Source organism: Nocardia sp. NPDC047648, from assembly GCF_040642815.1.
Taxonomy (GTDB): Bacteria; Actinomycetota; Actinomycetes; order Mycobacteriales; family Mycobacteriaceae; genus Nocardia; species Nocardia gamkensis.
In genome coordinates this window covers 1-24896 of record NZ_JBEYSX010000028.1, presented here as the reverse complement: position 1 = coordinate 24896, position 24896 = coordinate 1, and the positions used below count along the sequence as shown (strand labels likewise).

The 24896-nt window shown below is 63.1% G+C and carries 24 protein-coding genes; 14 read left to right on the top strand and 10 right to left on the bottom strand.

The genetic code is table 11. The annotated features are described in order from the left end of the window. Nucleotides 1-673: 673 nt before the first annotated feature. On the bottom strand, nt 674-847 hold the full coding sequence (locus tag ABZ803_RS34310) for a hypothetical protein (protein ID WP_357045875.1): 174 nt from the start codon (nt 845-847) through the stop codon (nt 674-676). A 419-nt stretch (nt 848-1266) separates the two neighbouring features. On the opposite strand from ABZ803_RS34310, the gene ABZ803_RS34305 reads away from it, so the two are divergent. The 3 genes from ABZ803_RS34305 (at nt 1267) to ABZ803_RS34295 (ending at nt 3973) form a co-directional block, all read left to right on the top strand. Further along, nucleotides 1267-2370 (top strand): DUF6537 domain-containing protein, encoded by a 1104-nt coding sequence (locus ABZ803_RS34305; protein WP_357045873.1) that lies wholly within the window; start codon nt 1267-1269, stop codon nt 2368-2370. 70 nt (nt 2371-2440) lie between these two features. After that, complete coding sequence (locus ABZ803_RS34300) at nt 2441-2662, top strand: hypothetical protein (RefSeq protein ID WP_357045871.1); 222 nt, start codon at nt 2441-2443, stop codon at nt 2660-2662. A 687-nt stretch (nt 2663-3349) separates the two neighbouring features. After that, nucleotides 3350-3973, top strand: coding sequence for a LysE family translocator (locus ABZ803_RS34295; RefSeq protein ID WP_357045904.1), 624 nt, complete (start codon nt 3350-3352; stop codon nt 3971-3973). Between the two features lie 1013 nt (nt 3974-4986). On the opposite strand, the gene ABZ803_RS34290 is transcribed toward ABZ803_RS34295, so the two are convergent. The 5 genes from ABZ803_RS34290 to ABZ803_RS34270 all read right to left on the bottom strand — a co-directional run bounded on the left by ABZ803_RS34290 (nt 4987) and on the right by ABZ803_RS34270 (nt 10892). Beyond that, entirely contained in the window at nt 4987-5847 is an 861-nt protein-coding gene (locus ABZ803_RS34290) for a PaaX family transcriptional regulator C-terminal domain-containing protein (protein ID WP_357045869.1), read from the bottom strand. Between the two features lie 57 nt (nt 5848-5904). Beyond that, on the bottom strand, nt 5905-8298 hold the full coding sequence (locus ABZ803_RS34285) for a bifunctional salicylyl-CoA 5-hydroxylase/oxidoreductase (RefSeq protein WP_357045867.1): 2394 nt from the start codon (nt 8296-8298) through the stop codon (nt 5905-5907). Between the two features lie 7 nt (nt 8299-8305). Next, the gene (locus ABZ803_RS34280; protein WP_357045865.1) at nt 8306-8767 is read right to left on the bottom strand and encodes a thioesterase family protein; all 462 of its coding nucleotides are present in this window, start codon (nt 8765-8767) and stop codon (nt 8306-8308) included. Then, nucleotides 8752-10374 carry an AMP-binding protein gene (locus ABZ803_RS34275; protein WP_357045863.1) on the bottom strand — a complete coding sequence of 541 codons (1623 nt, stop codon included), beginning with the start codon at nt 10372-10374 and terminating at the stop codon, nt 8752-8754. The genes ABZ803_RS34280 and ABZ803_RS34275 overlap by 16 nt, the downstream gene beginning before the upstream one ends. 116 nt (nt 10375-10490) lie before the next feature. Further along, a complete protein-coding gene (locus tag ABZ803_RS34270; protein WP_357045861.1) occupies nt 10491-10892 on the bottom strand; it encodes a RidA family protein in 402 nt (133 codons plus the stop codon). Nucleotides 10893-11213: 321 nt separating this feature from the next. On the opposite strand from ABZ803_RS34270, the gene ABZ803_RS34265 reads away from it, so the two are divergent. From ABZ803_RS34265 to ABZ803_RS34245, 5 genes are all read left to right on the top strand, one after another. After that, nucleotides 11214-11927, top strand: a complete 714-nt coding sequence (locus ABZ803_RS34265) for a fumarylacetoacetate hydrolase family protein (protein WP_357045859.1) — start codon at nt 11214-11216, stop codon at nt 11925-11927. Continuing rightward, the gene (locus ABZ803_RS34260) at nt 11924-12364 is read left to right on the top strand and encodes a cupin domain-containing protein (RefSeq protein WP_357045857.1); all 441 of its coding nucleotides are present in this window, start codon (nt 11924-11926) and stop codon (nt 12362-12364) included. Before ABZ803_RS34265 ends, ABZ803_RS34260 begins: the two co-directional genes overlap by 4 nt. Further along, entirely contained in the window at nt 12361-13209 is an 849-nt protein-coding gene (locus ABZ803_RS34255; protein ID WP_357045856.1) for an acyl-CoA thioesterase domain-containing protein, read from the top strand. Before ABZ803_RS34260 ends, ABZ803_RS34255 begins: the two co-directional genes overlap by 4 nt. Nucleotides 13210-13710: 501 nt before the next feature. Beyond that, the gene (locus tag ABZ803_RS34250; protein ID WP_357045854.1) at nt 13711-14223 is read left to right on the top strand and encodes a TetR/AcrR family transcriptional regulator; all 513 of its coding nucleotides are present in this window, start codon (nt 13711-13713) and stop codon (nt 14221-14223) included. A 176-nt stretch (nt 14224-14399) separates the two neighbouring features. Then, nucleotides 14400-15776, top strand: a complete 1377-nt coding sequence (locus ABZ803_RS34245) for an alpha/beta fold hydrolase (RefSeq protein WP_357045852.1) — start codon at nt 14400-14402, stop codon at nt 15774-15776. Between the two features lie 833 nt (nt 15777-16609). Here the strand turns inward: ABZ803_RS34245 and ABZ803_RS34240 are convergent. The 3 genes from ABZ803_RS34240 to ABZ803_RS34230 form a co-directional block, all read right to left on the bottom strand. After that, a complete protein-coding gene (locus tag ABZ803_RS34240; RefSeq protein WP_357045850.1) occupies nt 16610-17104 on the bottom strand; it encodes a hypothetical protein in 495 nt (164 codons plus the stop codon). A gap of 316 nt (nt 17105-17420) precedes the next feature. Beyond that, nucleotides 17421-17642 (bottom strand): hypothetical protein, encoded by a 222-nt coding sequence (locus ABZ803_RS34235; RefSeq protein ID WP_357045848.1) that lies wholly within the window; start codon nt 17640-17642, stop codon nt 17421-17423. 86 nt (nt 17643-17728) lie between these two features. Further along, the gene (locus tag ABZ803_RS34230; RefSeq protein WP_357045846.1) at nt 17729-18316 is read right to left on the bottom strand and encodes a TetR family transcriptional regulator; all 588 of its coding nucleotides are present in this window, start codon (nt 18314-18316) and stop codon (nt 17729-17731) included. A 104-nt stretch (nt 18317-18420) separates the two neighbouring features. On the opposite strand from ABZ803_RS34230, the gene ABZ803_RS34225 reads away from it, so the two are divergent. From ABZ803_RS34225 to ABZ803_RS34210, 4 genes are all read left to right on the top strand, one after another. Further along, nucleotides 18421-19566 (top strand): FAD-dependent monooxygenase, encoded by a 1146-nt coding sequence (locus tag ABZ803_RS34225; RefSeq protein WP_357045844.1) that lies wholly within the window; start codon nt 18421-18423, stop codon nt 19564-19566. A gap of 11 nt (nt 19567-19577) precedes the next feature. Further along, the gene (locus ABZ803_RS34220; RefSeq protein ID WP_357045842.1) at nt 19578-20252 is read left to right on the top strand and encodes an MBL fold metallo-hydrolase; all 675 of its coding nucleotides are present in this window, start codon (nt 19578-19580) and stop codon (nt 20250-20252) included. A 102-nt stretch (nt 20253-20354) separates the two neighbouring features. Further along, a complete protein-coding gene (locus ABZ803_RS34215; protein WP_357045840.1) occupies nt 20355-20864 on the top strand; it encodes an ester cyclase in 510 nt (169 codons plus the stop codon). A 90-nt stretch (nt 20865-20954) separates the two neighbouring features. After that, on the top strand, nt 20955-21500 hold the full coding sequence (locus ABZ803_RS34210; protein WP_357045838.1) for a 2,4'-dihydroxyacetophenone dioxygenase family protein: 546 nt from the start codon (nt 20955-20957) through the stop codon (nt 21498-21500). 624 nt (nt 21501-22124) lie between these two features. On the opposite strand, the gene ABZ803_RS34205 is transcribed toward ABZ803_RS34210, so the two are convergent. After that, nucleotides 22125-23222: a TetR family transcriptional regulator gene (locus ABZ803_RS34205; RefSeq protein WP_357045836.1), complete on the bottom strand. Its 1098-nt coding sequence runs from the start codon at nt 23220-23222 to the stop codon at nt 22125-22127. A gap of 158 nt (nt 23223-23380) precedes the next feature. On the opposite strand from ABZ803_RS34205, the gene ABZ803_RS34200 reads away from it, so the two are divergent. Together ABZ803_RS34200 and ABZ803_RS34195 are read left to right on the top strand one after the other, a co-directional pair. Further along, on the top strand, nt 23381-24487 hold the full coding sequence (locus ABZ803_RS34200) for a hypothetical protein (RefSeq protein WP_357045834.1): 1107 nt from the start codon (nt 23381-23383) through the stop codon (nt 24485-24487). Between the two features lie 23 nt (nt 24488-24510). Then, nucleotides 24511-24819, top strand: a complete 309-nt coding sequence (locus ABZ803_RS34195; RefSeq protein WP_357045832.1) for a hypothetical protein — start codon at nt 24511-24513, stop codon at nt 24817-24819. Nucleotides 24820-24896: the final 77 nt, after the last annotated feature.

Genomic DNA, 24896 nt, shown 5'->3' with positions numbered 1-24896 from the left:
GCTTCCGTCAAACTACCGAGCGATCGGTGGATAGGCGCGAATACCCCCGAACGAGCCCCGCACCGACGCACCGGTCCGGGGCTCGATTGGTTACAAAGCAGACACGTGATCCCTCGCAACGCGTCGCTACGAACGTCGAGAGCAGCCAGGACTTGCGCACCGCGGTCGAGAACTGCGTCGCACGTCTCGACCGGGACGCGCGCCAAGCTTGAGCCGATCCAAGCTCCACACCTGCAGACTCATCGGCAGGTCGCCGTAGACCCCGTGTGGGGCTCGCGCTGCTGAACAGGGGCAGGCCGAGGACGAGAAACTACCGAGAACCAACACGCCACGGCCACTGCGTGGGCTTCGTAGCTGGTGCCGGCGGCGCAGTGCAGATTGGGGCAGCGACAGCCTCTGGAGTCGGTGTCGTCGCGCTCGCGTCTCGAGTGTTCGTGCGAACCAGTACAGCAGCCGAAGCGAGACAGACCACCAAAGCCACCACCGCAAGTCCGATTGGCCACCGACGGTTGATCTCGGCGGGTTGCGTTGAGCAGTTGGTTGCGCAGGGGTACCGGTGTTGCGGTGCCGTGTAACATCGCGCCCAGCAGCAGGCGCTGGACGGCGGGTCGAACGCTGCCGCGGCGAGGCTGAAACTTGCGGCGCTGGTGGTCCAGTGGCCGTGGACGCCGATCTAGCCGGGCAGGGTGTGATAGGCCACGTCGTCGGCCCACGTGCTGGATGTGCGGCGGATCCAGGTGTGGATGCGGTCGCGGATCGTGGTGAGGTCCTCGTCCACCCAGTCGCGGATGAAGTTCTTCGGCCCCGGCCGCATGCCGTCGCCCAGCCAGGCGCGATGGCGCCACACATTAGGACTTTCTGACATGCGCGGCGGGGCGGAGCTGCCCCGCGTTCGCTAGCCAGTGTGGCCGTGTGCGGAACCGGCTGGGCTCTAGAAGGGTCAACGACAGGCGCAATGCGACGGCTTGATCGTCCCATCGGTAAGTTATTCGACCTGTTCGCCGACGCACTGGTGGCGATAGCCGTCAACAGAGTGGCCCATCGAACTCCGAGCCTTCGATGTATTGGCGATGCATCGAAGCGGCGTTAGAGTCGGCTGGCTGGGCTCCATGTTGCCTCCCCGGGACTGGCGTGTTGCGGGGCGCAACGAACGTCCTCGCCTTACCAGAGGCGTTCCGAAGTCTCTTGACTAACAATAAAGAGAGCATTACTGTTTCTGTTGCCACATCCACGAGAAGTTCTTCTGTCCGAGCGGAAGGTGCCGACATGGCGTCACCTCCCAAACTTGCCCCCGTCGTGTTGCAGACGAATCGTCTTCAAGAAATGACCGACTGGCAGGTACAAGCCTTGTCGGGGCGCATGGTCTCAGCCGAGTCGATGCTGGCGTTCATTACCTATGCCGAGGAACGTCACCGAGTTGCCTTCATTGTTACCGGCGCGACGGAAGGACCCACCGATGCGCAGTCCGATATGCATCATGTGGGGTTCTCCGAGGGATCGCTCGGTACCTGCAAAAGGAGCGACGCCGAAGGAAGGAACCGTTCTGGTATGGCCATGAGTGAGCAGAAAATTGCGGTTTTGATTGTCGATGGGGGCACGGTCGGGCTTGCGGACACTTATGTGCTCGGTACGTACGGGGTGCACGGCATCAATCCGCACCCGCGCGCTCGCCTAATGGATATCGGATCCATGGAGCTAATGCATGATTGGGGAGTATTGGACGGCGTCGTCGTGGATGCCGTCAATCTGAACTGCGGACTCAGCGTCCTGTGCAAACGCACCGTCGCCGAAGAGAAGTTCGGCAGGATAGATCGCGCGGACGCGCCCGCCGTGCATCTGGCGCGATGGCTCGGACCGACACCGGTGACGATCGCGTCCCGCACACAGGATTGGGTGCAGCAGCGTTTGCTCGAAGCCGTGCAGGCGCAGGGCATGTCGACGGTTCGCTTCCGAGCGCGCGTCGTCGAAGTCGCCGAACACGGTGATTCGGTCGAAGTGAACCTGGAGACATGGCGTGGTGCCCGCGCCGAGTCGGTGGCGCTCTATCTGGACAACCTAATGACGTACAACGACGGAAGCCAGATCGCCCGACTGTCCATTGATCCAGTGGTCGCCGCGTCAATCAAAGCGGAGTTCGGGCTCGGTGCCTGGATGGCGTACCACCTTGCATCCTCCGCCCTGCGGGCACTCGGCATGAAAATAGGATCGAGCTCGATCCGCCGTTACGTTGGGCCTACCGGATACTGTGGCGCTGCGATGCGCTGGAACGGGGTGCCTGATCCAATCTTTCCGTATGGCCCTTGTGCGCAAGCAGAAGCGCACGCTCATCACCGAGAATATTTCCACTACCATGCAGGACGGCTGAGCTGATGGACGACTATCGTGTCGGCCCCGCAATCAGTGCGGCTCCACTGATGACGCGCACGCAAGGCTGCGAGCGATGACGACCGAGGGATGGTTCCCATCCGCCGGTGACGTTCATTTGCGAATCTGGCTGGCCAATGACGCCTTTGACTACACGGCCACCGCGACAGCGGTGCAGAATCTGATCGGCGACTGGATCCGCAGGCATTGGTGCACCATCGAATTGATTCACGATCCGATGGCGGCATGCCGATCGCTGCCACGTCTACCATGTGAGCGCTTGTTTCTCGGTCCATGACAGGGTAGGGGCGAATCAGGTGCCAATACCAGGCTGCCGCCACCCGATTGGTCAGCATCCCGATTGCTCGATTTCCACCTCCACGACATCCCCACCCGCAAGTAGGTCGCTATGAACTGGTTGCATCCGAGAACTCCCGGTGGCCATGACATCGCCGGACCCCGAGGTGGGGGAGTGAGAAAATTACGGAGGTCCGGGATGCGGTGGATGAGATTGGCGGTCCGTTCATTCTCCCCCGCAGTGCCGTCGACCCGCTGCGCAAGCGAAACTCCGGCAGGTAAGCAAAATTTGTCCGCAGTTTCCAAGTATCCGACGTGCTTGTGAAGCCGCACCTAGAGCGACTCGCCACATGCTCAGCCAGTGGGTAGCTCGACTGCTTCCTGCTCTTCTCACCGGACAGCTCTATGTCGAGCCGGAACCCACGCTGACGGGTCCACGACCTTCCGTATCTGCCGCTGAAGTACACCGACGGCGACGCCACGGAAGAGGCGGTGTTCATCGCGCGATGCCGCGGACCCCGCCTAGCGGGAGAGGTGGGCAGAGGGCGGCAAGCAGACCCCGCCCACTAGAGACGGCCGCTGGCAGGATAAGCAACACTCCTGCCGCAAACCGACTGCGCGAGTTGAAGAGAACGCGGGATGATCATCCGCACTGCGAAAGGAGCCACTCATTACAGCCCCGACTTTGATGGCGTTCGCAAGTCTTTGCCTGCTGCTTGCCATGACACCAGGACCCGATACGTTCCTTGTTCTTCGTCACTCCTTCTGCGATGCGCGACTGGGCGTCGCCGCTGCAGCTGGTTCAGGTCTTGGGTCGCTCGCATGGGCCAGCGCGGTCGCCGTGGGCGTGGCCTCGCTACTCACCGCATACCCAGCAGCGTTGCTCGCGCTCAAGATCATCGGTGGAATCTACCTGATTTATCTCGGAATAGTCGGACTCATACACCGCAATAAGATCATTCCTGTAGATACCGCACCCGATGCATCGACCCCCGCGCAGAAATCTGGGCCAACCGCGTTGGGGGCGATCCGCGACGGTATGATCTCATGCCTCCTCAACCCGAAAGTCGGATTGTTCTTCCTTGCCGTTGTTCCTCAATTTACGTCTGTCGGCTCATCAGCGGCGATGGTGACCCTTGTTCTCGGCGCAATCGACGGAATGGTCGCATCTATGTGGCTCCTCCTGGTTTCGGTCTTCGCGGCCCGCGCAGTCCACTGGTTGCGCCGACCCAAAGTCGGGCAAACCCTCACCAAGTTAAGCTCTGCAATTTTGACCGTACTCGGTGTCGCCACGCTCTCCGTCCGCATGTGACCCGTCACAACCTTCGTTCCAGCAGCACTCAGCGCGAGACTCCACATCAATAATCGTGACCAGCATCAACTGAGAGCGCTTCTGCGGTCGAAGAGTGCCGTTGGCACCGGCGTGGTGTCCAGCGAGAGTGGGGGTGTCTCGGCTCGGTGGTTCGGTCATCTTGAGGTACGTGAACTTTCCGGGACTACGCGGACGGTTGTCCTGTCGGCGAGTATGACTGGGGTTGGTGGCTGGCGATGCGACCGATCTCGAGTTGTTCCTGCGGACCGTGGCGGCAGCGATCAATGAAACCGGACCCGCCGAGATGTTGCCGCCCGAGGCGATGCCGTGACGCCGGCAGCGGCATCGGTCACGAGCTGGCCAGATTCTTCGGCGTATCGGCGCGACTGGCCGTGGCCGATTCAAGAATTCATGCTCGCGCTACGAAGTAGGCGGCACGACGTTGTTGCGGGTTGGTGAGGGTCGGCTGTCGGTGGCGGCCCTGCTTGCGAGGTGTTCTGCGTTTGCCCCGGTGGTCTCAGGGCCTCTATTGCAACTACGGAAGCCCCGGCGGCTGCTGCTCACTGTCCGGGCCGCGTGTAATGCGTTCGCCGCGACCGTGGAAGAGCGCCCCCTCATCCGAGCATCGGATTCCGCTCGGTGTCAGGTTCCGGCTCGTTTCTCTGGTAGGTGTTTTGTGGTCGGGGTAGCTGCAGAAGCGTGCCGCAGCGGGCGGCGGTCGAATGGAACCAGAAGGCCGTAGCCCGGGGTCGGCCGGATGCCGCGTGTTCTGGTTCTCACCGAGCCGACCGTGGGCTTGCGCCGTGGCAACCGAGCGCCCTGGAGGCCGCATTGCGGGCCTCTGCGGCCGGTTTCCGCTACGAACGCCCCCGCTTCGGCGTTGCGTACGAGGGACCACGGTGCTTTGTCGATCACCGCCCCGAGCGCGACTTGGAACAAGCACCACGAGTACAGCGACACACTTATGACGACGATGTGACGATATATCGAGGCGACATATTTGGTGATGTACGTCAGATGGGAGTCTCGGCTCGGTGGCCGCTGGGCTGGTGGATCACATCGAGGGCGAACTCGCGGGCCGGGGCGCTGAGTGCGTTGTTGATCTTGGTGAACACGGATTCCGCGGTGAGGCCGTTCCATCCCTGGGGGAGAAGTTCCAGGGGCAGGCCTGGGTCGAGATAGGGCAGGCGGCGCCACGTGGTGAGGGTCGGGACGTATTCGGCGAACGCGCGGGCGGGGTCTTTGCGCAGGGCCGGGATGGCATCGAGAACAGGGCGGTAGCGGCGCACGAAATCGGCATACAGCACAGCTAATTGGTCGAAGTCCCACCAGCGGCGCACTTTTAGGCGCAGCTGCTCGAAGCCGACGTGGTGGCCTTCGAAGAGCTCGACATAGTCGGTGAGCTGCTTGCGGTGCAGCATGTGTTTGACTTCGTCGGTGAGGTGGCCGGGTGCGATCCAAGCCCCGGGTGCGACTGCGCCGAAGCCCGAGCGCAGCAGCGAGGTACGCAGCTCGTGCCGCTTCTCGCGCTCGGACTCTGGTACCGAGAACACCAGCAGCAGCCATCCGTCGGACAGCTCGGCGCGCTGGCGATGGAAGATTCGGGTGTCGCCCTCGGCGAGTAGGGCGAGAGTGTCCTCGGACAGGGAGTAACCGGCGACGCCGCCGCGGCGCACGCTGGTGAGTACGTCGCGGCGCTTGAGTCGGGACACCGAGGACCGCACGGCCGGTCCGTCGATGCCGAGTTCGGCCATGAGCCGTACGAGCGAGGACACTGCGAGCCAGTTGTTCTCGCCGCGTGCGTAGAGGCCGAACAGGGTCACGATCAGTTCGCGCGGCTGTGCTTCGGATTCCGCGGCGGTGGACGGCGTCATGCCGACACCATAATTCGGCTGGAGTGCGGGGGCGGCATGGGTCCGCCCGTACGGAGGTCAGGAGGCGGTGCGGGCCGAGGCACGCCGTGCGGGCTGCCAGCGCCGCTGTGGCAGCTTCGAGTCGGCGGGAGTTCGCACCACTTCCAGCCGGGGTCGCGGTCCGTCGGCACGCCCGCTGGGTGGTTTGCGACTGCCTGCCCGAAACGGGGCTGGCCATTCTGCGGCCGGGCCGCGGTAGCCTTGCTCAGCGGCGGCGTGCAGCGTCCAGTTCGGGTCCCACAGGTGGGTGCGGCCTAGCGCGACCAGATCGGCGCGTCCGGCGAGTAGCACCGAGTTGACGTCGTCGTAGGTGGAAATGGCGCCGACCGCTACCACGGCGACGCCATAGGGCACGCCGACCTCCTGGCGGATGCGGTCGGCGAAGGGGGTCTGGTAGCTGCGCCCGTAGGCGGGCTTCTCGTTCTGGACTACCTGACCGGAGGAGATGTGCAGGATGTCGGTGCCGTGCTCGGCGAAGGTGCGGGCGATCTGCACGGCGTCTTCGACGGTGTTGCCGCCCTCGGCCCAGTCGGTGGCCGAGATACGCACCGAGAGTGGGCGATTTGCCGGCCATACCGCGCGGATTGCGTCGAGCACTCGTAGGGGGAAGCGAAGGCGATTTTCGGTCGAGCCGCCGAATTCGTCGGTGCGCTGGTTGCTCAGCGGGGACAGGAAGGAGGACAGCAGATAGCCGTGCGCGCAGTGCAGTTCGAGCACGTCGAAGCCTGCGTCCGCGGCCGCTTGTGCTGCGGACGTGAATTGTGCGGTGATGTCGTCGAGCTCGGTCGTGGTGAGTTCGCGGGGGGTGCGGCTGCCGACACCGTAGGGCAGCGGGGAGGGGCCGACGACATCCCAGCCGTCCTCGAGCGGGGTGTCGATGCCCTCCCACATCACCTTGGTGGCGCCTTTGCGGCCGCTGTGCCCGAGTTGCACACCGATCTTGGCTCGGGTGTTGTGGTGGACGAAGTCGACGATGCGGGTCCAGGCGGTGCGTTGCTCGACGGTGTAGATGCCGGCGCAGCCGGGGGTGATGCGGCCTTGCGGGGATACGCACACCATCTCGGTCATGACCAGGCCGGCGCCGCCGAGCGCCTTGCTGCCCAGGTGCACGAGATGGAAGTCGGTGGGGACGCCGTCGACTGCGGAGTACATGTCCATGGGGGAGACCAGGATGCGGTTGGGTAGCTCTACGTCCTTGATGCGCAACGGATAGAACATGGGGGCGCGCGGGCTGTTCTCGGTGTCGTCGGCCTGAGCGGACAGGTACCAGCCGTCGATGGCCTCGACGAAGGTCGTGTCGCGCACGCGCAGGTTGTCGTAGGTGATCCGGCGGCTGCGGGTGAGCAAGTTGAACGCGAACTGGTCCGGATGCTGGTCGGTGTAGTTGCCGATGGATTCGAACCATTCCAGGCTGGCCTGTGCGGCGCGTTGGATGGATTCGACGACGGGGCGGCGTTCTCGTTCGTAGGCCTCCAGTGCGGCTTGGACCGAATCGCTCTCGTGCAGGCAGGCCGCGAGTGCGAGGGCGTCCTCCATGGCGAGTTTGGTGCCTGAGCCGATGGAGAAGTGCGCGGTGTGCGCGGCGTCGCCCATCAGGATGACGTTGTCGTGGCGCCAGTGCCGGTTGCGGACGGTGGTGAATTCGATCCACCTTGAGTTGTTGGCCAGTAGCGCGTGCCCGTCGAGCTCGTCGGCGAAGATCTCCGCGAGCGCGGTGATCGAGGCCTCGTCGCTCTGTCCCGGTATCAGGTCCGTCTGCGCGAAGGAATCGAATCCCGCTCGACGCCAAACGGTTTCGTGCATCTCGACGATGAAGGTGCTGCGCTGGTCACTGTAGGGGTAGGCGTGCACCTGCATGACGCCGTGCGGAGTGTGCTTGACGAAGAATTCGAAGGCCTCGAAGACGCGGTCGGTGCCGAGCCAGATGTATTTGTTGTGGCGGCGATCCAGGTCGGGGTGGAAGGTCTCGGCGAAACGGGTGCGCACCGTAGAGTTCACGCCGTCAGCGGCCAGCACCAGGTCGTGGGTGGCGGCGAGTTCGGCAACGTCGGGCGCCTGGGTGCGGAAGTGGATCGTGACGCCGAGTTCGCGGCAGCGGCGCTGCAGGATCTCGAGCAGGTCTTTGCGGCCCATGGCGGCAAAGCCCTGTCCGCCCGAGGTGCGTACCTGGCCGCGGTAGTGGATGTCGATGTCGCTCCAGCGGGCGAAGTGCTCGCGCATCGCGGCGAAGATCCGTTCGTCGGCGTGCTCGATGCCGCCGAGTGTCTCGTCGGAGAAGACGACGCCGAAGCCGAAGGTGTCGTCGGCGGCGTTGCGTTCCCAGATGGTGATTCGGTTAGCCGGGTCCAGTTGCTTGGCCAGTGCGGCGAAGTACAGGCCCGCGGGCCCGCCGCCGATGATTGCGATACGCATGACGACCTCACGATGTGGTGGTGTGGAGCGGGGGATGAGCGGCGCGCGGTGGTGGTTCGACGAGCGCGCGCAATGCCGTGGCCAGATGGGAGGGCCAGGGATGTGATCTGCCCTCTGGCGCGTGCACGATGGTCAGCGTGCCGCGGGCGGCGAGTTCGGGTGGGGTGGAGCGGCTGGCGGGGATTCGGGTGATCTCGAAGTGGTAGGTCATCGAGGTGGTGCCGACTGTGTCGATGCTCAGGGCGATCGAGGCGGTGTCACCGAACCACAGCCGGGCCAGGTAGTCGACGCGGTAGTTCACTCGCGGGATGCGGCCGAACAGGTTGCGTTCGCCGATGCTGTGCAGCAGTTCAGCCTCGGCGGCCTCCACCCAGCGGATGACAGTGGAGTGGTGGTAGTGCCCGGCGGCGTCGGTGTCCTGCCAGTCGACGCGGCGCTGTAGGACGATGCCGCTCACTTCGACAGCCACCGTTCGCGGATCTTGAAACGCTGGAGTTTTCCAGAGCTGTTGCGCGGCAACCGGTCCAGGAATTCGATGCTGCGCGGGTACTTGTAGGGTGCGGCGGTCGCCTTGGCGAAGGCCTGCAGTTCCCGGATCTTGGCCTCGTCGCCGGACACGCCGGGACGCAGCACCACCGCCGCGTGGACGATCATCCCGCGGTCGGGGTCGGCTATGCCGATCACGCCGCTCTCGACGACGTCGGGGTGCTGATCGAGGACTGCCTCGACCTCCGGAGATCCGATGTTATAGCCGGCCGAGACGATCATGTCGTCGTTGCGGGCGTGGTACCAGAAGTAGCCGTCGGCGTCGCGGGTGTAAGTGTCACCCGTGAGGTTCCAGCCGTTACGGACGAACTCGCGCTGGCGTGGATCGCCGAGGTATCGGCACCCGGTCGGCCCCTTGACCGCGAGCTGGCCGGGCGTGCCGTCGGGTAGCGCCCGCCCCTGCTCGTCCTGGATCTCGGCGATGTAGCCGGGCACCGTACGTCCGGTGGCGCCGGGGCGGATGTCGTCGTCGGCGGCCGAGATGAAGATGTGCAGCAGCTCGGTCCCGCCGATGCCGTTGATGATCTTCAGTCCGGTTCGCTGCATGAATTCGGCGAACACCGGTTCGGGCAGATGTTCGCCCGCGGATACGCATCGGCGCAGCGACCGCAGCCGGGTCAGATCATCGCGTTTGAGCAGGATGCGGTAGGCGGTCGGGGCGGTGAACAGTATCGTCACCTGGAAGCGGTCGATGGCCTCGACGAGGTTGCGGGGGTCGGCTTCCTCGAGCAGCACTGTCGATGCGCCTACCCGGAATGGGAAGACGACCAGACCGCCGAGCCCGAAGGTGAATGCCAGTGGTGGGGTGCCGGTGAAGACATCGTCGGGGGTCGGGCGCAGCAGTGCCCGGGAGAAGGTGTCGGCGTTGGCGAGCACGTCGCGGTGGAAGTGCATGGTGGCTTTCGGATTGCCAGTGGTGCCCGAGGTCGGCGCGAGTAGCACGACGTCGTTGGCCGCGGTCGCCACATCGGCGAATTCAACCGGTTCGGCTGCCGCCCGCGCAGCCAGATCGTCGGCGCCGCCGAGGGTGGCCACCGGTAGGTCGGGGTCCGCCGCGTGCAACTCGTCGAGCAGGCGGTCGTCGCAGATCGCCAGGGTAGGGCGGGTGAGGTCGAGGAGTTTGCGCAGTTCGACCGCCCGCAGCAGCGGCATGGTGGTGACAACGACGCCGCCGGCCTTCACCACGGCGAACCAGGCGGCGACCAGCCACGGGGTGTTGGGGGCGCGCAGCAGCACGCGGTTGCCCGGGACGAGCCCGTAATTCTTGGTCAGGACGTGTGCGATCTGGTTGGCGCGGTCGAGCATGGTGCCGTAGGTCCAGGTGCTGTGGGTGGTGTGCACGCACGGACGTTCCCGCCCGTAGGCGGCGACCGTCGTGTCCAGCAGTGCGGTCGCGCAGTTCAGCTGTTGCGGGTACTGCAGCTCCGGTAGGTCGAAGATCAGGTCGGGCCAATCCGAGACAGGCGGGAGGTGGTCGCGGGTGAAGGTGTCGACATGCGCGGAGGGAGTCGGCGAAGCGGAGGTGAGCATCAAGGGTGGTCCTATCGAGAAAGCGAGGAATCGACTCTCCGCTGGGTATTGCGTAAATTTGACGACAATTCACTATAAAGCATAGTTGATAACATGATCTTATCGACCCGATCCACTCAATGGGTCGGACCGAGGACGGCAACGCCCTCGATCTCGACCAGCGCCTCGGGCTGCCACAGGGCGGTGACGCCGATACCGGCCATGGCCGGGTACTCAGTGCCGACAAGTTCGCGCCAGATGTCTCTGATCTCTTTACCGCTCGTCTGATAACCGGGGATGTCGAGGAGGTAGATCGTGACGCTCACGAGATTTTCGGGGCGGCCTCCGGCTGCCCGTAATGCCGTAAGCAGATTGGACAGGGCCTGGCGGAATTGGGCGACGATGCCGCCTTCCGCAATCACTCCCTCCAGTGTGAGTGCGGTCTGACCGGACAGGTGGACGAGGTTGCCGCTGCGGGTGGCATGCGCGAACCCTGAGGGCTTGGCCAGCTCGGGCGGGTTGATGCGGTCGACGGTCATGAGTACCTCTTTCTGCTGTGGAGGGCGGTCCAGGATCGGGACCAGGAAGATCTGGTGAGGCCGACGATATGCTGTTACATTGAACATCGTCAATAGAACGCTATATTGGGCGTCTTCGGGCGGGTCTTCCGCCGATCCTCAGGAGCATTTATGCGCTTGCGAACAGTCCGCACCGGCGGTGACACCCACGCCGAGATACGGATCGACGGGACCTGGCACCGCACCGGCGCGCCGGATGTCGGTGTCCTACTGGCTGCACCCGGCTGGCGTGACCAGGCCCGCGCCGCGGCACCCGACGGGAAGGCGGCCGTGCTAGCCCCGGTGGTGCCGTATCCGGGAAAGATCGTGTGCTGCGGACATAACTATCGCGCCCACATCGCCGAGATGGGCCGGCCGGAGCCGCGGTATCCGACGCTGTTCACCAAGTTCGCCGATACGTTGACCAGCTGGGATGCTGACATCGCCCTGCCCGGACCCGCGGAGGCGGTGCTGCTGGATTGGGAGGCCGAACTCGCAGTTGTAATCGGTGCGGTCGTGCGGGGCGCCGACCGGCGCCGTGCGCATGAGGCCATCGCAGGGTACGCCGTCGCCAACGACTTCTCGGTGCGCGCGTGGCAGCGGCGCACCTCGCAGTGGCTGCCCGGTAAAGCCTTGGCGGCGAGCACCCCGCTCGGGCCGACGCTGGTGACTGCCGACGAGATCGATCCGCGCGCCGGCCTACGGATTGTGTGCCGGGTCAACGGCGTCGAACGCCAGATCGGTTCAACTGCGGATCTGGTGTTCGACGCCGCAGCACTGATCGCCGCGGTGTCGGAGTTCACCACGCTGCACCCTGGCGACGTTTTGCTGACCGGCACGCCGGGCGGTGTCGGCGCGGCCGCCGATCCGCCGCAGTTCCTGCGCCCTGGTGACGTGGTCGAAACCGAGATCGACGGCATTGGACTGCTACGCAATCGCATCGTTGAACACTCAATCGATATCGAACCTTCCCTCGAATCGTCCTGGTGCGCCGGGATGGAAAGGACATCACGATGACTACCGAGCAGACCCGGACTCGGGTGGTCCCCATTGTCACCCGCGCCGGGCAGGAGAACCGCGAGACCGCACAATCCGGCGGCGCCGAACGGGTGTCGGGGGTGGGGCGACAGCACACTCCGGCTACCCGCATCTGGTACGGCAAGGTCACCAACGAGCCCGGATACCGGTCGCTGCCCCATCATCACGGCGAGGCCGAGACCGGCGGATACGTGCTCGCCGGCATGGCACGCATCTACTTCGGGGAGAACTACCGAGAGTACGTCGACATGGCCGAGGGCGACTTCGTGTTCGTGCCCCCATTCATGCCCCATGTCGAGGTCAACATGAGTACCACCGAGAAACTCGTGTGGCTCACCTGCCGTACCCCGGACAACATCGTGGTCAACCTGCCCGATGTGGACGACGACATCCTGGTGGGGTACCGGCGCGCATGACCACCACACATTCCCTGGCGCGGTGGCTGTCGGTCCAGGAGACCTCTTCCGACTCCTTCGACGCCGAGCACCAACCGATTCCTTCCGGCCGCGCCTACGGCGGTGAGACCCTTGCCCAAGCTCTGGCTGCCACACACGCCACCGTGGACGACGACCGCATGGTCCATTCCTTTCACGGATTCTTCCTTCGCGCCGCCGACGTGAGCGTGTCCAGCAGCTACGACGTCACCCGCGTACGGGACGGACGCAACTTCTCGGCCCGCTCGGTTTTGGGTCGCCAGGGTGAGCGGGTCACCTTTCACGGCTTTGCCTCGTTTCAGCGAACCGGCATCGAGGGCGTGGCACATTCGATCGAGATGCCCGAGCTGCCAGATCCCGAGGCGCTGCCCACCTCGGCTCAGGCGGTCGCGGGTACTACCGTGCGCGATACCGAATACTGGTCACACGGACGGCATTTCGATCTGCGCCACGTCGACGCGCCGGTGTATGTCGAACCAGCCGAGCCGCGGCTCGCGCGACAGGCGGTGTGGGTCAGAGCTTTTCAGCCGCTGCCCGACGACCCGGTCGTGCACCGGATCGCCCTCGCCTATGTCTGCGACTACACCCTGCTGGAACCGGCGCTGCGCAGGCACGGGCGGGCCTGGGCGCAGCCCGGGGTGGTGACCGCCAGCCTCGATCACGCCATGTGGTGGCACCACAACGGCCGTGCCGACGAGTGGATCGCCCTGGTGCAGGACAGCCCGCACACCGGCGCCGACCTCGCAACCACCCGCGCCTCCTTGTTCTCCCGCGACGGACGGCTGCTAGCGACCATCGCTCAGCATGGACTGGTCCAACTCTCCTGATCGGCACCGCCGCAGCCGGGCCCGCGCCGCCGCGGGCCCGGCTTGGTATTGATAGTTGTTCTGCCAGAGACCAGGCGAGACCGAGTTCGTCTAGGGCTCGAATCTGCCAGGAGGGAATCCAGCCGCTCATGCGGGCCGGTTCGTTCACCCTCAGCACATGCGGGTGTCCGTGGGTTGTATGCCAGGCCAGCAGCGTACCGTAGTGCTCCCTATCACCTCCTGGTGCTGCGACGGGCGGCGAGCAGCCGCAGTTGTCGGATCGGCTCGTTCGAGATTCCTGCGGGGGGGTCCGTGGTGGTGCAGGCGGGCAACTCGAGCTCGTGGTCGGTGCACAGATTGCTGCGGTTGGCGTGCAGCGCAGCGCTGCACGCCCGGTTGCCGTCGCGTGCACTCCCGACTGGCGGTAAAGAGGTCAGTTCGGGGCGTTAGGCTTCTTTCATGCCGAGGAACCGACAGGAGATCCCGAAGGCTGAACGGGAGGCCGCCGTCATCGAGAAGGCAGTGGAGTTGTTCTCGGCGAACGGCTACCGGGGCACGAGCATGGCCGCGGTGGGTCGCGCCGCCGGTATCGCAGCCGCTGCAGTGCACTGGTACTTTCCGACGAAGGATGACCTGTTCGCCGCGGCGTTGTCCTCAATTTTCGGTGAAGCACGCGAGCGAGTGGAGGCGGATCCGGAGATCGGTGGAAACCCGCGCGACGAACTGGTCGGCCTGTTGGTCGCGGTCGAGCCGTATCGGATGCTGCATCGCGAGGCCTATGAACGAATGGCGGAGTCGGAGTCCGTGCGGATCGCTTATGAGCGTATCCAGCAATGGATGGAACAGCGCCTGTTTGCTTCGTTAGCGAGCAGGCTGCCCGTGGGTTCCGATGTTGGCTTGATCGCAGACGCGGGGCATGTGCTGTTCGAGGGGATCCTGGTGAGCATGCGACGGCTGGATCGTCCGATCGGTGATTTGTTCGACCTGGTCGCCGACGCGCTGGTGGCGATAGCGGCCACCAGGGTGGCCCGTTGATCGCTGGAACTGCGAAATGTCAGTGATGCATCGAGGCTGCCCCAGTGCTGACTCGGTCCAGATTGCTTCCACGGTCATCGACGTTCCATCGGGCGACCGGGCCCAACGACTTCTGCCTGTTCAGGCGGATTAGGCTTCTCTTGACTAGCAATTAAGAGGCTCGTACCCTGATGCGCATGCGCAATGGGCGACTGATCGCGTTGGCTCTGTTCGTGATCGCGGCGTTGGTGACCGGATGTTCGGAGTCGAATCCGCCCGAGCCGACCCTCGGCGATTGGCACGGCGCCATCGAGGTGCCTGGTCAACCGGTGCAGGTCGGTGTGAGCTTCCGCGACGACGGCACCGCCACCATCGACATCCCGTCGCAGGGGGTGACGGACACGCGACTGAAGGATGTCCGCTCCGACCGCGACGGCGTGTCGTTCGCGATCCCGGATATCCCGGGCGACCCGGTGTTCCGTGGCGAGTACGAGTCCGGAAGCGACCGGATCTCCGGCGATTTCACCCAGGCGGGCCAGAGCTTCCGGCTCACGTTGAGCCGAGGCAGGGTGACGCCGCCCGCCCGCCCACAGGAACCGAAGCCGCCGTTCCCGTACAAGGCCGAGGACGTCACCTACCGCAACGGCGAGATCACCATCGCGGGCACATTGACCGAACCGCAGGGGCCGGGCCCGTTTCCCGCCATCCTCATGATCTCCGGAAGCGGCCCCCAGGACCGCAACGAAGACCTCATGGGCCACAAGCCGTTCCTGCTGCTGGCCGACACCTTCACCCGCGCGGGCTATGCCGTGCTGCGCACCGACGACCGGGGTGTCGGCGGCACCGGCGGCAAACTGGACGACGCAAACTACGCCGACCTGGCCGAGGACGCCGCCGCGGGTGTCCGCTTCCTGCGCGCCCGCCCCGAGGTCGACCCGGCCCGGGTCGGGCTCTTCGGGCACAGCGAAGGCGGCTACCTCGCACCGCTGGTCGCCGCGCGCCCCGACAGCGGCGTCGCGTTCGCCGTCCTGATGGCCGGACCTGGCGTTTCCGGCGCGGACTTGCTTATCGAGCAGACCCGCCTGGTGGCCGCCGCGAACGGCGCACCCCCCGACCAGATCGAGGCTCAGGTCCGTGACACCACCGAACTGGCCGCCCTGCTGAAGGCGGGCAACCTGCAAGGCGCGAAAGAGTTGGCCGTCCGGAAGAACCAGGCCCTGCCCGCCGACCAGCGTGTGCCGGACGACCAGGCGGCTGAGCAATTCACGCCGTATATGGCGGCCCTGGTCGCCTACGATCCGGCGCCCGCGCTCTCGGCCCTGCGCGTCCCGGTGCTCGCCTTCTTCGGCGGCAAGGATCTCCAGGTGCCCCCGGCGCAGAGCGAGCAGCCGATGCGCGAGCACCTCGCCGCCGACCCCGCCGCGACCGTCCACGTGTTCCCGGGGCTCAACCATCTGATGCAACCCACCGAGACCGGCCGTCCCAGCGAGTACGGCGCCATCGAGACGACCATCGCTCCCGAGGTGCTCGACTACGTCACCGGGTGGCTGCGGCAGCGGGCCCCGGCGAAGTAGCGGCACGCGAGAGCTCGGCCTCGTCGGCGCTCTGCTCGTGTATGTCGTGTGGTTCCCCGGAATCGGTAGCTTGCCCATCGCCTCGTCGGGTTCGAGCTCCTCGTTCGGGGCCAACGTGGAACGAATCGCGAGTGTTGAAACCCGTTGGTGAAAGGGTCCCGGCGGTGCGGTCGCGCCGCGGCCGGCAGCGGCGCCTGCCGGGCAAACTACACGCCGACAAAGTTTATGACCAGCCCGAGCTGCAGAGGTGGGTCCGCGACCGCGCCTGTCGGTCCGCATCGCCCGCAAAGGCCCCGAGTCCACCGAACGACTCGGCCGTCACCGCGCGGTGATCGAGAGTGCCATTTCGTCGCTGACCGGCTGACCCCGGCTCCCGCTGCGCTACGACGGCAAACAAGCCAATTCCTGGACTCCCTGCCGTTTGCCGCCGTGCTCAAAATGGGTGATATGAGGCAAGGTCTTATGTTGTCGGTCAGCTGTGGGGACTGCTAAACGGATAGGTGACAGCTCGACTTGACCTATCCGTGCAGCAATTCCTTGTTCGCCGGTGGCACGCTGACCAACCTGACTGGCAACAGTGACCGCTGTGATGATGCGGGGTTGCGCTCGCGCGATCGTGGATCGGGTTCGCGTCGATCTGTACAGGAGTTGATCACCGACATCCGCCGGCTCGATCAGTTACGGGTTCGATTCGTCATGCGGCAGTGGAACGGCACGTGCTTGGATGAACTTGCTCTTGCTTCGCGACCCATGCCGGTGACTTTCGGCGCGGTGTCTGGTCGGAATGGTGTGACTGGTCGGGAGCCACCATATCTCCAGCGGGCATGGGTCTACTACAAGCACATCCAGCAGTAGAGTTGCTCCTCGGCTGCGCGGGCCCGTCTGGCGAGTTCTATCAGCTCCTGTGCGACTGGTTGCATGTACTCGACACGCGCTCCGTGGAGTTCTTCGGCTTTTACCCACTCGGCAACCAGTTTCGATACATCCTGGTCATGCACTGCCGCCAAAATGTCCCGTACTGCGGTATCAAGTTGCGTTACCCACGGCCCTTTCACCCATGGATCGTCGTCATCCTCGGGGCCGTCCGGGCCGGGAGCGGGCGTCGTTGGCCACACCGCCGTCTCCTTCACAAGCTCCACCTGCCACGGCACCCCCCTGATGACAGCTACGAACTGTCCCAGAGCAACCATCGGATCCACTCCTTTGGCGTCGACCCCGTCGAAGGCAGGATGCCTGACGCCGATAAGAGGACCGCCATCTGCGCGCTCGAGCGCCTGCACGACTGACGCCGCATCGGCCGCGCGGAAGTAATCAGTTAGAACACCCATCGGTTTCATCCCTTGTACGCCGATCTCGCCGACTACAGTAGATCAGAATCTGCTGGCGTGGTGTATCGCGCCCATTCGACGCATGGTCGCGGCTGCGGTGTATTCGGGGTGCGGTCCGCACGGCTCTGGTCAGGTATCGGGCGTTCCTCACCAGCCACCACAGGCGAGTGTCAGTGACCTGAACAGGTCGCAGTCGACCACCCCTGGCACACACCCTGCGACACGTAGTGAGACCCACTTCTTACTTTTGGCGATGCATCCAATTCGGGGCCCGTGCAGCGCGGGTGCCGTGCACGCCACCTCGGTGCAGAAAAGCTCAGATACGCATGATGGCATGGCGATACGACCCGGCGCCCTTTGCCGATCCGGACGACGACTCCAGCTTCATCGGCCTCGCCGAGGAATACAACGTCAACGCTTCACGATCCGTCACATCGTCGCGGCCCTGAACTGCTGTTTTTGCGAATTGTCGCGTCCACCCCAGGGCGCCAGCAACCTGCAGGTGTTCTTCGCCGCCGAGTTCGGCAGGCCGAGACATTCGATCCGGTGTCCGCGCAGCTGCCCACGTGGAAGGTGGGCAGCTGGGCCCGCAACCGAGCAGCAGCTGAGCTGGAAGCAGAGTGCTTACCGGCGCCACGTGTTCAGCACTCGCTCCAGCCCATGGCGCAAGGGAGTCAAATCGTCAGGCGCTCGTGTAAATCGATCGAAAATCAGGCCGTCGAGCAACGCGACGATAATCCGGGCGTCATGATCGGGGTCGTCGGAACCGGCGGCAGCGGCGATGGGACGGACAGCACGCCACATCGCGGCAGCGCCGTTGCTGACGGCGGCTCGAACCGCAGGGTTTCGGGTGCCTTCCAGTAGCAGCTCGTACCTGGCGATTTGGTGGATAGGATCACTTTCTATCCATTCGATGAGAGCATGCTGAATCGAGTCATAGTCCGGCTCGGGTGAGCGGCGGGCCAATACGAGCATCAGTTCTTGCATGAGGTCGATGAGTCGCTTCTCGTCGAGTTCGGCGAGACGCTCCACTGTGGCTGCCACCAGGTCATTCCGAGTACCGAAGTAGTAGGTCACGGCCCCGTGCGGAAGGCCGGCGGCCTCCTGCACCGACCGGTGTGTGACCGCTGCCAGTCCCTTCGTGCCGATCACCTGTATTGCGGCATCAAGCAGGCGTGCGCGGCGGTCGATGACCTCTGGACTCTGTCGCATGAGGTCAGTATCGCATCCACTCTTGACAGCGTGAGCAAGCTCATCTACAACTGTAGTACTGACTGCTACAGTTGTAGCAATCGACGGCCAGGGAAGGAGCGATAGTGGTAATACCGCGAAGGATCTTGATAGTCGGAGGTGGGATTGCCGGCTTGACGTTTGCCGCCGCTTTGAAGTACTACGGCGCTCGCGCTGACGTAGTAGATCTCGCACCTGAATGGCGGCCCGTCGGTTCTGGAATTGCAATCGGATTCAACGGTATTTTGGCGTTGAATTCCATCGGATTGGGTAGTGCGGTTCAGGAGCGTGGCGTTCCGCTCAACAGCGTGACTCTCCTGGATTCAGAGGGCAAGCGGATGAACGGATTTCGGTTCAGCTCCGTCGCGGACGCCTACGGAACGTCAACTATCGGGATACACCGCGGGGTGCTGCATGACGTCCTCGCCGACTCTCTTGAGGAGAGCCCGCGACTTGGGGTTACCGTAACCGCCTTGCGGGAACACCCCAAGGGGGTGATGGCGGAATTCAGTGACGGTACCAATGCGGAGTACGACCTCGTCGTCGGGGCGGACGGACGAAATTCGCAGGTTAGGAAACTGATCTTCGGGGAGGTCGAGCCGCATTATGTTGGATACTGCGCGATACGAGTGGTTGTCCCGCGACCGTCCGGTTTCGAAGGGATGTGCGAACTCTGGGGGAGTGGACGGCGAATGGGAATACTCCCGATTGGTGAAAACCTCCTGTATTCGTACTCGACTTTTCTTTCCGCTAAAGGAATCGTGCGAGATCCCTCCCAAAACCTGAACCTCCTGCGTGAGTTGTTCGCAGACTTCAAAGGGCCGGCCAGGCATATCGTCGACTCGGATCCAGACGAAGCGTCGATCCATTACGGCGACATCGAACAGGTGATCTTGCCCCAGTGGATCACCAAGCGAGTTGTCTTGATCGGGGACGCGGCACACGCAATGTGCCCAGACCTGGGGCAGGGTGGCTCTATGGCCATCGAGGATGCAATGACCCTGGCTCGATCGCTGGTCGATTCGACGGAGATTGCCGACGCATTGCTTGGCTATCAAACCAAGAGGTACAACCGAGTCGGACAAATCCAGCGCAAGTCTCGGCAGTATGGGTGGATGGTCCACCGGCAAACTGCGCCTGCGTGCGCTGTACGTCGCAGTGTTGTCAGGAGGCTCGATTCGAATCGCCTCGCACGGACTACGGTCGCCAGCTTGATCAACCCTTTAGCCTGAGCATAGTGGGAATGACGATGATCGTCGAACTTGCAGAAGATGTGTACCAGATTTGCGGCTATCCCAGGTATGCGATCAATTCCTACGTAATAGATGGCATCCTCATCGATGCCGGAACCAGATTCAGCGGACGACGCATACTGCGCGATATCGCACGGCTTGACATCCGTGCGCATGCGGTGACGCATGCACATCCGGATCACTTCGGGTCGAGTAGGCGGATTTGTGAGGAATTGCAGATCCCTTTATGGGTCGGTCATGCTGATGCCGCTGCGGTAGAGACACTCGGGATTATGTACGACCGATTTCCGGATCATCCTGCTCCAAGAATATTAAGCCGCCTTCAGGGTGGTCCGCCGACTGCGGTCGACAGGCATCTTCATGAGGGTGATCGGGTCGGCAGTTTCGTCGTTCTTGAAGTTCCGGGACACACTGTCGGCCACTTGGCCTTCTGGCGCGAATCGGATCGAACACTACTGCTCGGCGATGTTGCGACCGGCCATCATCCGTTCACAGGAGGACGAGGGTTGCGGGAACCGATGGACTTTTTGACTGCTGACTCTCGTCGCAATCGCGAGTCCATCACCAGACTCGCCGGGCTCGAGCCGGATCTTGTGTGCTTCGGACACGGGCCGGTACTGCGAGACTCCGACAAGTTCGCGGAGTTCGCGACATCCCTCCGATAGCTGCCCATCGGGTCTCAGTCGATGAGAACTTGGCGGTTCCGACACTAAGACGGCGCTGACATGTTTTCCGAGAGTATATCAATCCGCAGTTAAGGAATTATTATGGTTGATGTTCACGAGAAGAACAAAGACGTCGTGGTACGCCTCATGGATGCCTTTTCGGCGGCGGACCACGCATTGCTCGATGCTCTGATGTCCGATGACTACATCCAACATAACCCGACGCCGAACGGTCGCGAACCGGTCAAACGCATGGCGGACATCCTTAAGAATGCCTTTCCCGACGGGCGCATGGTAATAAACGATATCATTGCGGAGGGTGACAAAGTCGTAGCCAGGATTTCGATGACCGGCACGCATTCCGGGCCACTTATCGGAATCGCCCCGACGGGTAAGTATGTGGAAATGACTTCCATAGATATTTGGCGAATCGAAAATGGGATTTGTGTAGAACATTGGGATGAGGTCGACCGAGTGGGTCTACTCCGCCAGATCGGCCTGAAAGCAATTCTTCGCACACTCCTGAAGAGCAGCGGTCGCCGTCAGATCCTCTCCTTTGCCCGCGAGCAAGGAATCATGGTTCGTCGACCGAAATTGGGCTCTGTGCGATAACTGCCGCCATACCATATCGACCGGTATCCACGCCCGCACTGACGACCAGCCATCGCGATACCCATCACTTGTGATAGAAAGGAAAAAGATATGACTATTCCCGTTCCCATGCGGACATCCAGCGGGGCGGTCCTCCCCTTTGTCGCCCTGCCTCAAGGCGAGCTTCTCACCGTGAATATCAGCGGAATACCGCTGATCAGGGATGCCTTAGGTCCGGGCGTGCATTTTCAGCCGCTGCGACTGGATATCGAGTCTGGCGTGTGGGTGGTATTGGCTACCTTCTCACCGGGGTCGATGGTGCCTCTCCATTATCACACCGGCGTAGCCGAAGTCTACACCCTATCGGGAAAGTGGTATTATCTCGAATATCCGGACCAGCCACAGACCGCCGGGTCCTACTTGTTCGAGCCGGGAGCATCGGCGCATACATTCGTTTGTCCCGAGTCAAACACGGAAGACACCGTCATCCTGGTTCGCGTCGAAGGTGCAAACATCAATTTCTCTGAGGATGGAAGCTATCACTCGATCCTTGATGCGGCGGCTATCCGCTACCTGACCGGAAAGCTGGCCGGAGAACAGAAACTGGGTCCAGTTAATTTTATTACGGGAGGTGTCGCCGAGGCGATTTGGGACTGATTGTGTCCAGTGCTGCGTCATCGAGGGTGCTGTGGTGCCAGTACGCACGTCAGCCCACAGCACAGCTCGGTGAAGTTCTGGCAGCACAAGGTTGTTCCGCTGACTGGCGAGCCTCTTCCTGGGGAAGTTTTTCAAGCCTATGGTAGCAAATTTATTCCCGGCATATTAAGGTGTGCGGATGGCTGCAGTCAAATCGCAGTACCGGCCGACGCTGACACGGCTGCGCAGAAGCAATGGTCGGACGATCCCTCCTTGGAGGTCTTCGATGTGCGCGTTGATAGCGGTCCAGGCGAGGTCAGTGATAGGTCATCAGGCTCAGTTGGCTGACATGCTGTACACCCGAAAACACCGTGGTTGATCTGCCGAATGTCGACGTGCCTGACCGGCCGACGCCGACGTTGCGTTGAGTCGGAACGTATCTCGTTCGGTTCTGTATCAGCAGCCGAGGCGGCATCTGGCCAGCAGACGAGAAGCTGTGTATCAAGCCATGGCCGGCCGACATGCAATATTTGATCTGGGTAGGTCGAATAGCAGGAATTTGACATCGACGCTAATCGGCAATTCTCACAAGCAGCGCTCAAGTCCCTTGGTGACAGTATTTCGGCTCGAACCCGCTGTGGCTCGTCAAGCCACTGGGCGGCGTAAAAGTTCTCTTCGTGCGAGCTCCGTCAGGCGGTCGAGTGGTACGCCCACCAGCCCTGAGGCCGAGGACAACCCGAGACGCAGGGCTCGTTCGGGGGGAAGCTCGCGGTACTCCAGAAGTAGTCGAAGGTTCAGGGCGTTCCACAGCAGAGCGAGGGTGTCGGCGACATCGGACGCGTCGCTGTCTAGCGCGAACTCGCCGCGTTCGACTCCGAGGTGAAGAACATCGACTACGATCTCGTGCCATACCTCGTCGTTCTTCTCGCACCGCGGGCGGAGCCGCTGGTCCCGGATTGCGCGGGCCAGGAACTCGAACTCGAGCCGATGCTCGTCCAGCGAGACGTTGATCCCGATAGAGAATGTCGCCAGTGCGACAAGGCGCTCGGTGGCCGAGGCGAGTTCGGTGAACCGCTCGCGCATGGCAGCTTCGCTCTGCTCATAGAGGCGTTCCAGCGCCGCGACCAACAACGCGTCCTTGGAACCGAATGAATAGAGAATGGTCGCTGGTGCGACACCTGCCTCTCTTCCCACATCCGCAACGCGCATTCCAGCGACGCCGCGCTTGATGATGGCGCGCTGCGCCGCCTCCAGTAGTCGGCCGGTGGTGGACTCTCGATCGCGCGGCTCCTTGCTCCTCGGTTCGAGGCTCGGCGGCGTGGAGACCTCATCGGTTGACTCGGGAAGCGCTCCGAGGGGGGTGGGAACCGTCCACTCGAGTGCTTCGGTGTCGAGCTTGTCCAGGCGCTGGCGCATACGCCAGGCTGTCGCATAAGGAATCGCCAGACGCCGGCTGAAGTCGCTTACGTTGTCGACGAGATTGTTGCGCAACAACGCAATCAGGGTAAACCAAGTGAGCAGCGGCACCGATGAACGAGCGAACACCGTATCGCTCGTGACATCGATGGATCCACCGCAGATCTGACAGCGCCACGCCCGCCCGATCCGCTGGAAGGGGCGCCGGTGGTCGCAGCTCGGGCAGTGCGCGTGTAGACCGTCGTCGCTGAATCGCTGTAGCCAGAGCCACGACAGGCACCCATCCTCGTCGGTCACTCGATCGATCTCCGCGCGTTGTGCGCTCATCTCAGAGAACTTACCGGTTGCGCGCGGTGCGTCAGGGCAGCGCCGTGGACCACGGCGCAAGGTCTTTGCAGACCTTGACCCCCAGTGGGGGCGCTGCTACGTTCAAGACTATTCAACTGAGCATTCAGATGGATATTTGCTAGTGGTGAGGAGCGCTGGTGGCGAACCCTGCAGTCAACACGGTCGCGGGCCCGATGGATCCCAGTGAGCTGGGGGCCACGACGATGCATGAGCACATCCTCACTGTTGGCGGCGAGACTTTTCGTCACCGATACCTGCAGCTTGCGGCCCACACTGTGAGCGATATCTGGGACGAGCCACTTGCTCTCGCCCACCGTGGTCGGCTCCAGTTCGACATCACTGCTCAGTGCGCGAACCTGAACCTCGATGATGATGAGGTCGCCTTCGTGGAGCTGTGTGAACTGCGACAGGCGGGCGGTTGCACGGTGGTGGAGGCGAGTGGGATCGGGATGCGAAGTGACCCACGGCGAGTCGCCGTCGCCGCTGCGGCCGCCGAAGTCAATGTCGTGATGTCTACAGGCTTCTACTGCTCGGATTTCTGGCCCCCGGCGTACCACAACGCCACGGTCGCCGAACTCACGGCTTTGCTGCTGCGCGAACTCCAAGACGGTATCGGTGACACCACCATCATGGCCGGACACATCAAATGCGGCGTGTCGTCCCTCGACGAGCGCGAGCACCGAGCGTTGCTGGCGGCCGCCGCGGCTTCACAGGAGACTGGCGCGCCGGTCACAGTGCACCCTGGAACCGGTGACGGTGACGGTGACGGGCGACGCGTCGCGCGCATCCTTCTTGACGCCGGTGTCGACCCGGGGCGCCTCGTGCTTGCTCATGCGGATGCCTATTTGGCCGAGAACAATCTGCACCGTCTTGCCACAGACCCCTCGGCGTGGACGCTCAAGCTCGACTACCACCACGAGTTACTCGACCTCGGTGTGACATTGGCGTTCGATTGTTTCGGCCAGAGCTGGTCTCAACCAGATGTGGGATTTGTGCTCGAAAACGACTGGCATCGTCTCGCGGGTGTTACCACGCTCCTGCGCGAAGGATTCGGCGCACAGATAGTTTTGGGCACCGATATATTCATGTCGATGCTGACCCGCCGCGGTGGTGGCCACGGTTATCGACACCTCTTCGCTCGAATCCTGCCGCTGCTGAGGATGGTTGGCGCGCCGGAGGAAGGCATAGAGCAAATGATTGTCCGAAACCCGCAGCGGCTACTCACTCCGACGCGGTCCCGCTGAACCTTCCACCTCCTGGAGAGGTCATGAGCACGCCGAACAGCGAAAACAGTTGCAAGCCAATCAATTTCGACCTGGGTAAAACGCGCATCGAGAATTGTCGAGTCGCCGACCTCGCACGTGATTTCGGGACACCGCTGTATGTAATTTCCGAAGCTCGTCTGCGCGAGAACGTCCGCCACTATATACGGGCATTCGCCGCGGCCTGGGATGGGGAAGTTGGGGTGATGCCGGCGCTCAAAGCAAACCATGCACTGGCCTTGCGCTATATATTGACCGCAGAGGGTGTAGGCTGCGACGTCTACAGTGACGGTGAGCTAGTGTGTCGCGCCTGAAATTAGGCCAGTAAGTTACTGTTTTGTTTTGGGGGCTGGCGGGTTGATTTTGACGAGGTAGTGGGCGAGGGATTTGA

Excerpts from the sequence above, each read along its gene's own strand:
- ABZ803_RS34255 (WP_357045856.1), top strand. The coding sequence starts at position 12,361 with ATGACCACCACACATTCCCTGGCGCGGTGGCTGTCGGTCCAGGAGACC.
- ABZ803_RS34230 (WP_357045846.1), bottom strand. The coding sequence starts at position 18,316 with ATGCGACAGAGTCCAGAGGTCATCGACCGCCGCGCACGCCTGCTTGAT.
- ABZ803_RS34220 (WP_357045842.1), top strand. The coding sequence starts at position 19,578 with ATGACGATGATCGTCGAACTTGCAGAAGATGTGTACCAGATTTGCGGC.
- ABZ803_RS34210 (WP_357045838.1), top strand. The coding sequence starts at position 20,955 with ATGACTATTCCCGTTCCCATGCGGACATCCAGCGGGGCGGTCCTCCCC.
- ABZ803_RS34215 (WP_357045840.1), top strand. The coding sequence starts at position 20,355 with ATGGTTGATGTTCACGAGAAGAACAAAGACGTCGTGGTACGCCTCATG.
- ABZ803_RS34295 (WP_357045904.1), top strand. The coding sequence starts at position 3,350 with ATGGCGTTCGCAAGTCTTTGCCTGCTGCTTGCCATGACACCAGGACCC.
- ABZ803_RS34305 (WP_357045873.1), top strand. The coding sequence starts at position 1,267 with ATGGCGTCACCTCCCAAACTTGCCCCCGTCGTGTTGCAGACGAATCGT.
- ABZ803_RS34245 (WP_357045852.1), top strand. The coding sequence starts at position 14,400 with ATGCGCAATGGGCGACTGATCGCGTTGGCTCTGTTCGTGATCGCGGCG.
- ABZ803_RS34205 (WP_357045836.1), bottom strand. The coding sequence starts at position 23,222 with ATGAGCGCACAACGCGCGGAGATCGATCGAGTGACCGACGAGGATGGG.
- ABZ803_RS34235 (WP_357045848.1), bottom strand. The coding sequence starts at position 17,642 with ATGTCTCGGCCTGCCGAACTCGGCGGCGAAGAACACCTGCAGGTTGCT.
- ABZ803_RS34260 (WP_357045857.1), top strand. The coding sequence starts at position 11,924 with ATGACTACCGAGCAGACCCGGACTCGGGTGGTCCCCATTGTCACCCGC.
- ABZ803_RS34240 (WP_357045850.1), bottom strand. The coding sequence starts at position 17,104 with ATGGGTGTTCTAACTGATTACTTCCGCGCGGCCGATGCGGCGTCAGTC.
- ABZ803_RS34195 (WP_357045832.1), top strand. The coding sequence starts at position 24,511 with ATGAGCACGCCGAACAGCGAAAACAGTTGCAAGCCAATCAATTTCGAC.
- ABZ803_RS34275 (WP_357045863.1), bottom strand. The coding sequence starts at position 10,374 with ATGCTCACCTCCGCTTCGCCGACTCCCTCCGCGCATGTCGACACCTTC.
- ABZ803_RS34290 (WP_357045869.1), bottom strand. The coding sequence starts at position 5,847 with ATGACGCCGTCCACCGCCGCGGAATCCGAAGCACAGCCGCGCGAACTG.
- ABZ803_RS34285 (WP_357045867.1), bottom strand. The coding sequence starts at position 8,298 with ATGCGTATCGCAATCATCGGCGGCGGGCCCGCGGGCCTGTACTTCGCC.
- ABZ803_RS34270 (WP_357045861.1), bottom strand. The coding sequence starts at position 10,892 with ATGACCGTCGACCGCATCAACCCGCCCGAGCTGGCCAAGCCCTCAGGG.
- ABZ803_RS34300 (WP_357045871.1), top strand. The coding sequence starts at position 2,441 with ATGACGACCGAGGGATGGTTCCCATCCGCCGGTGACGTTCATTTGCGA.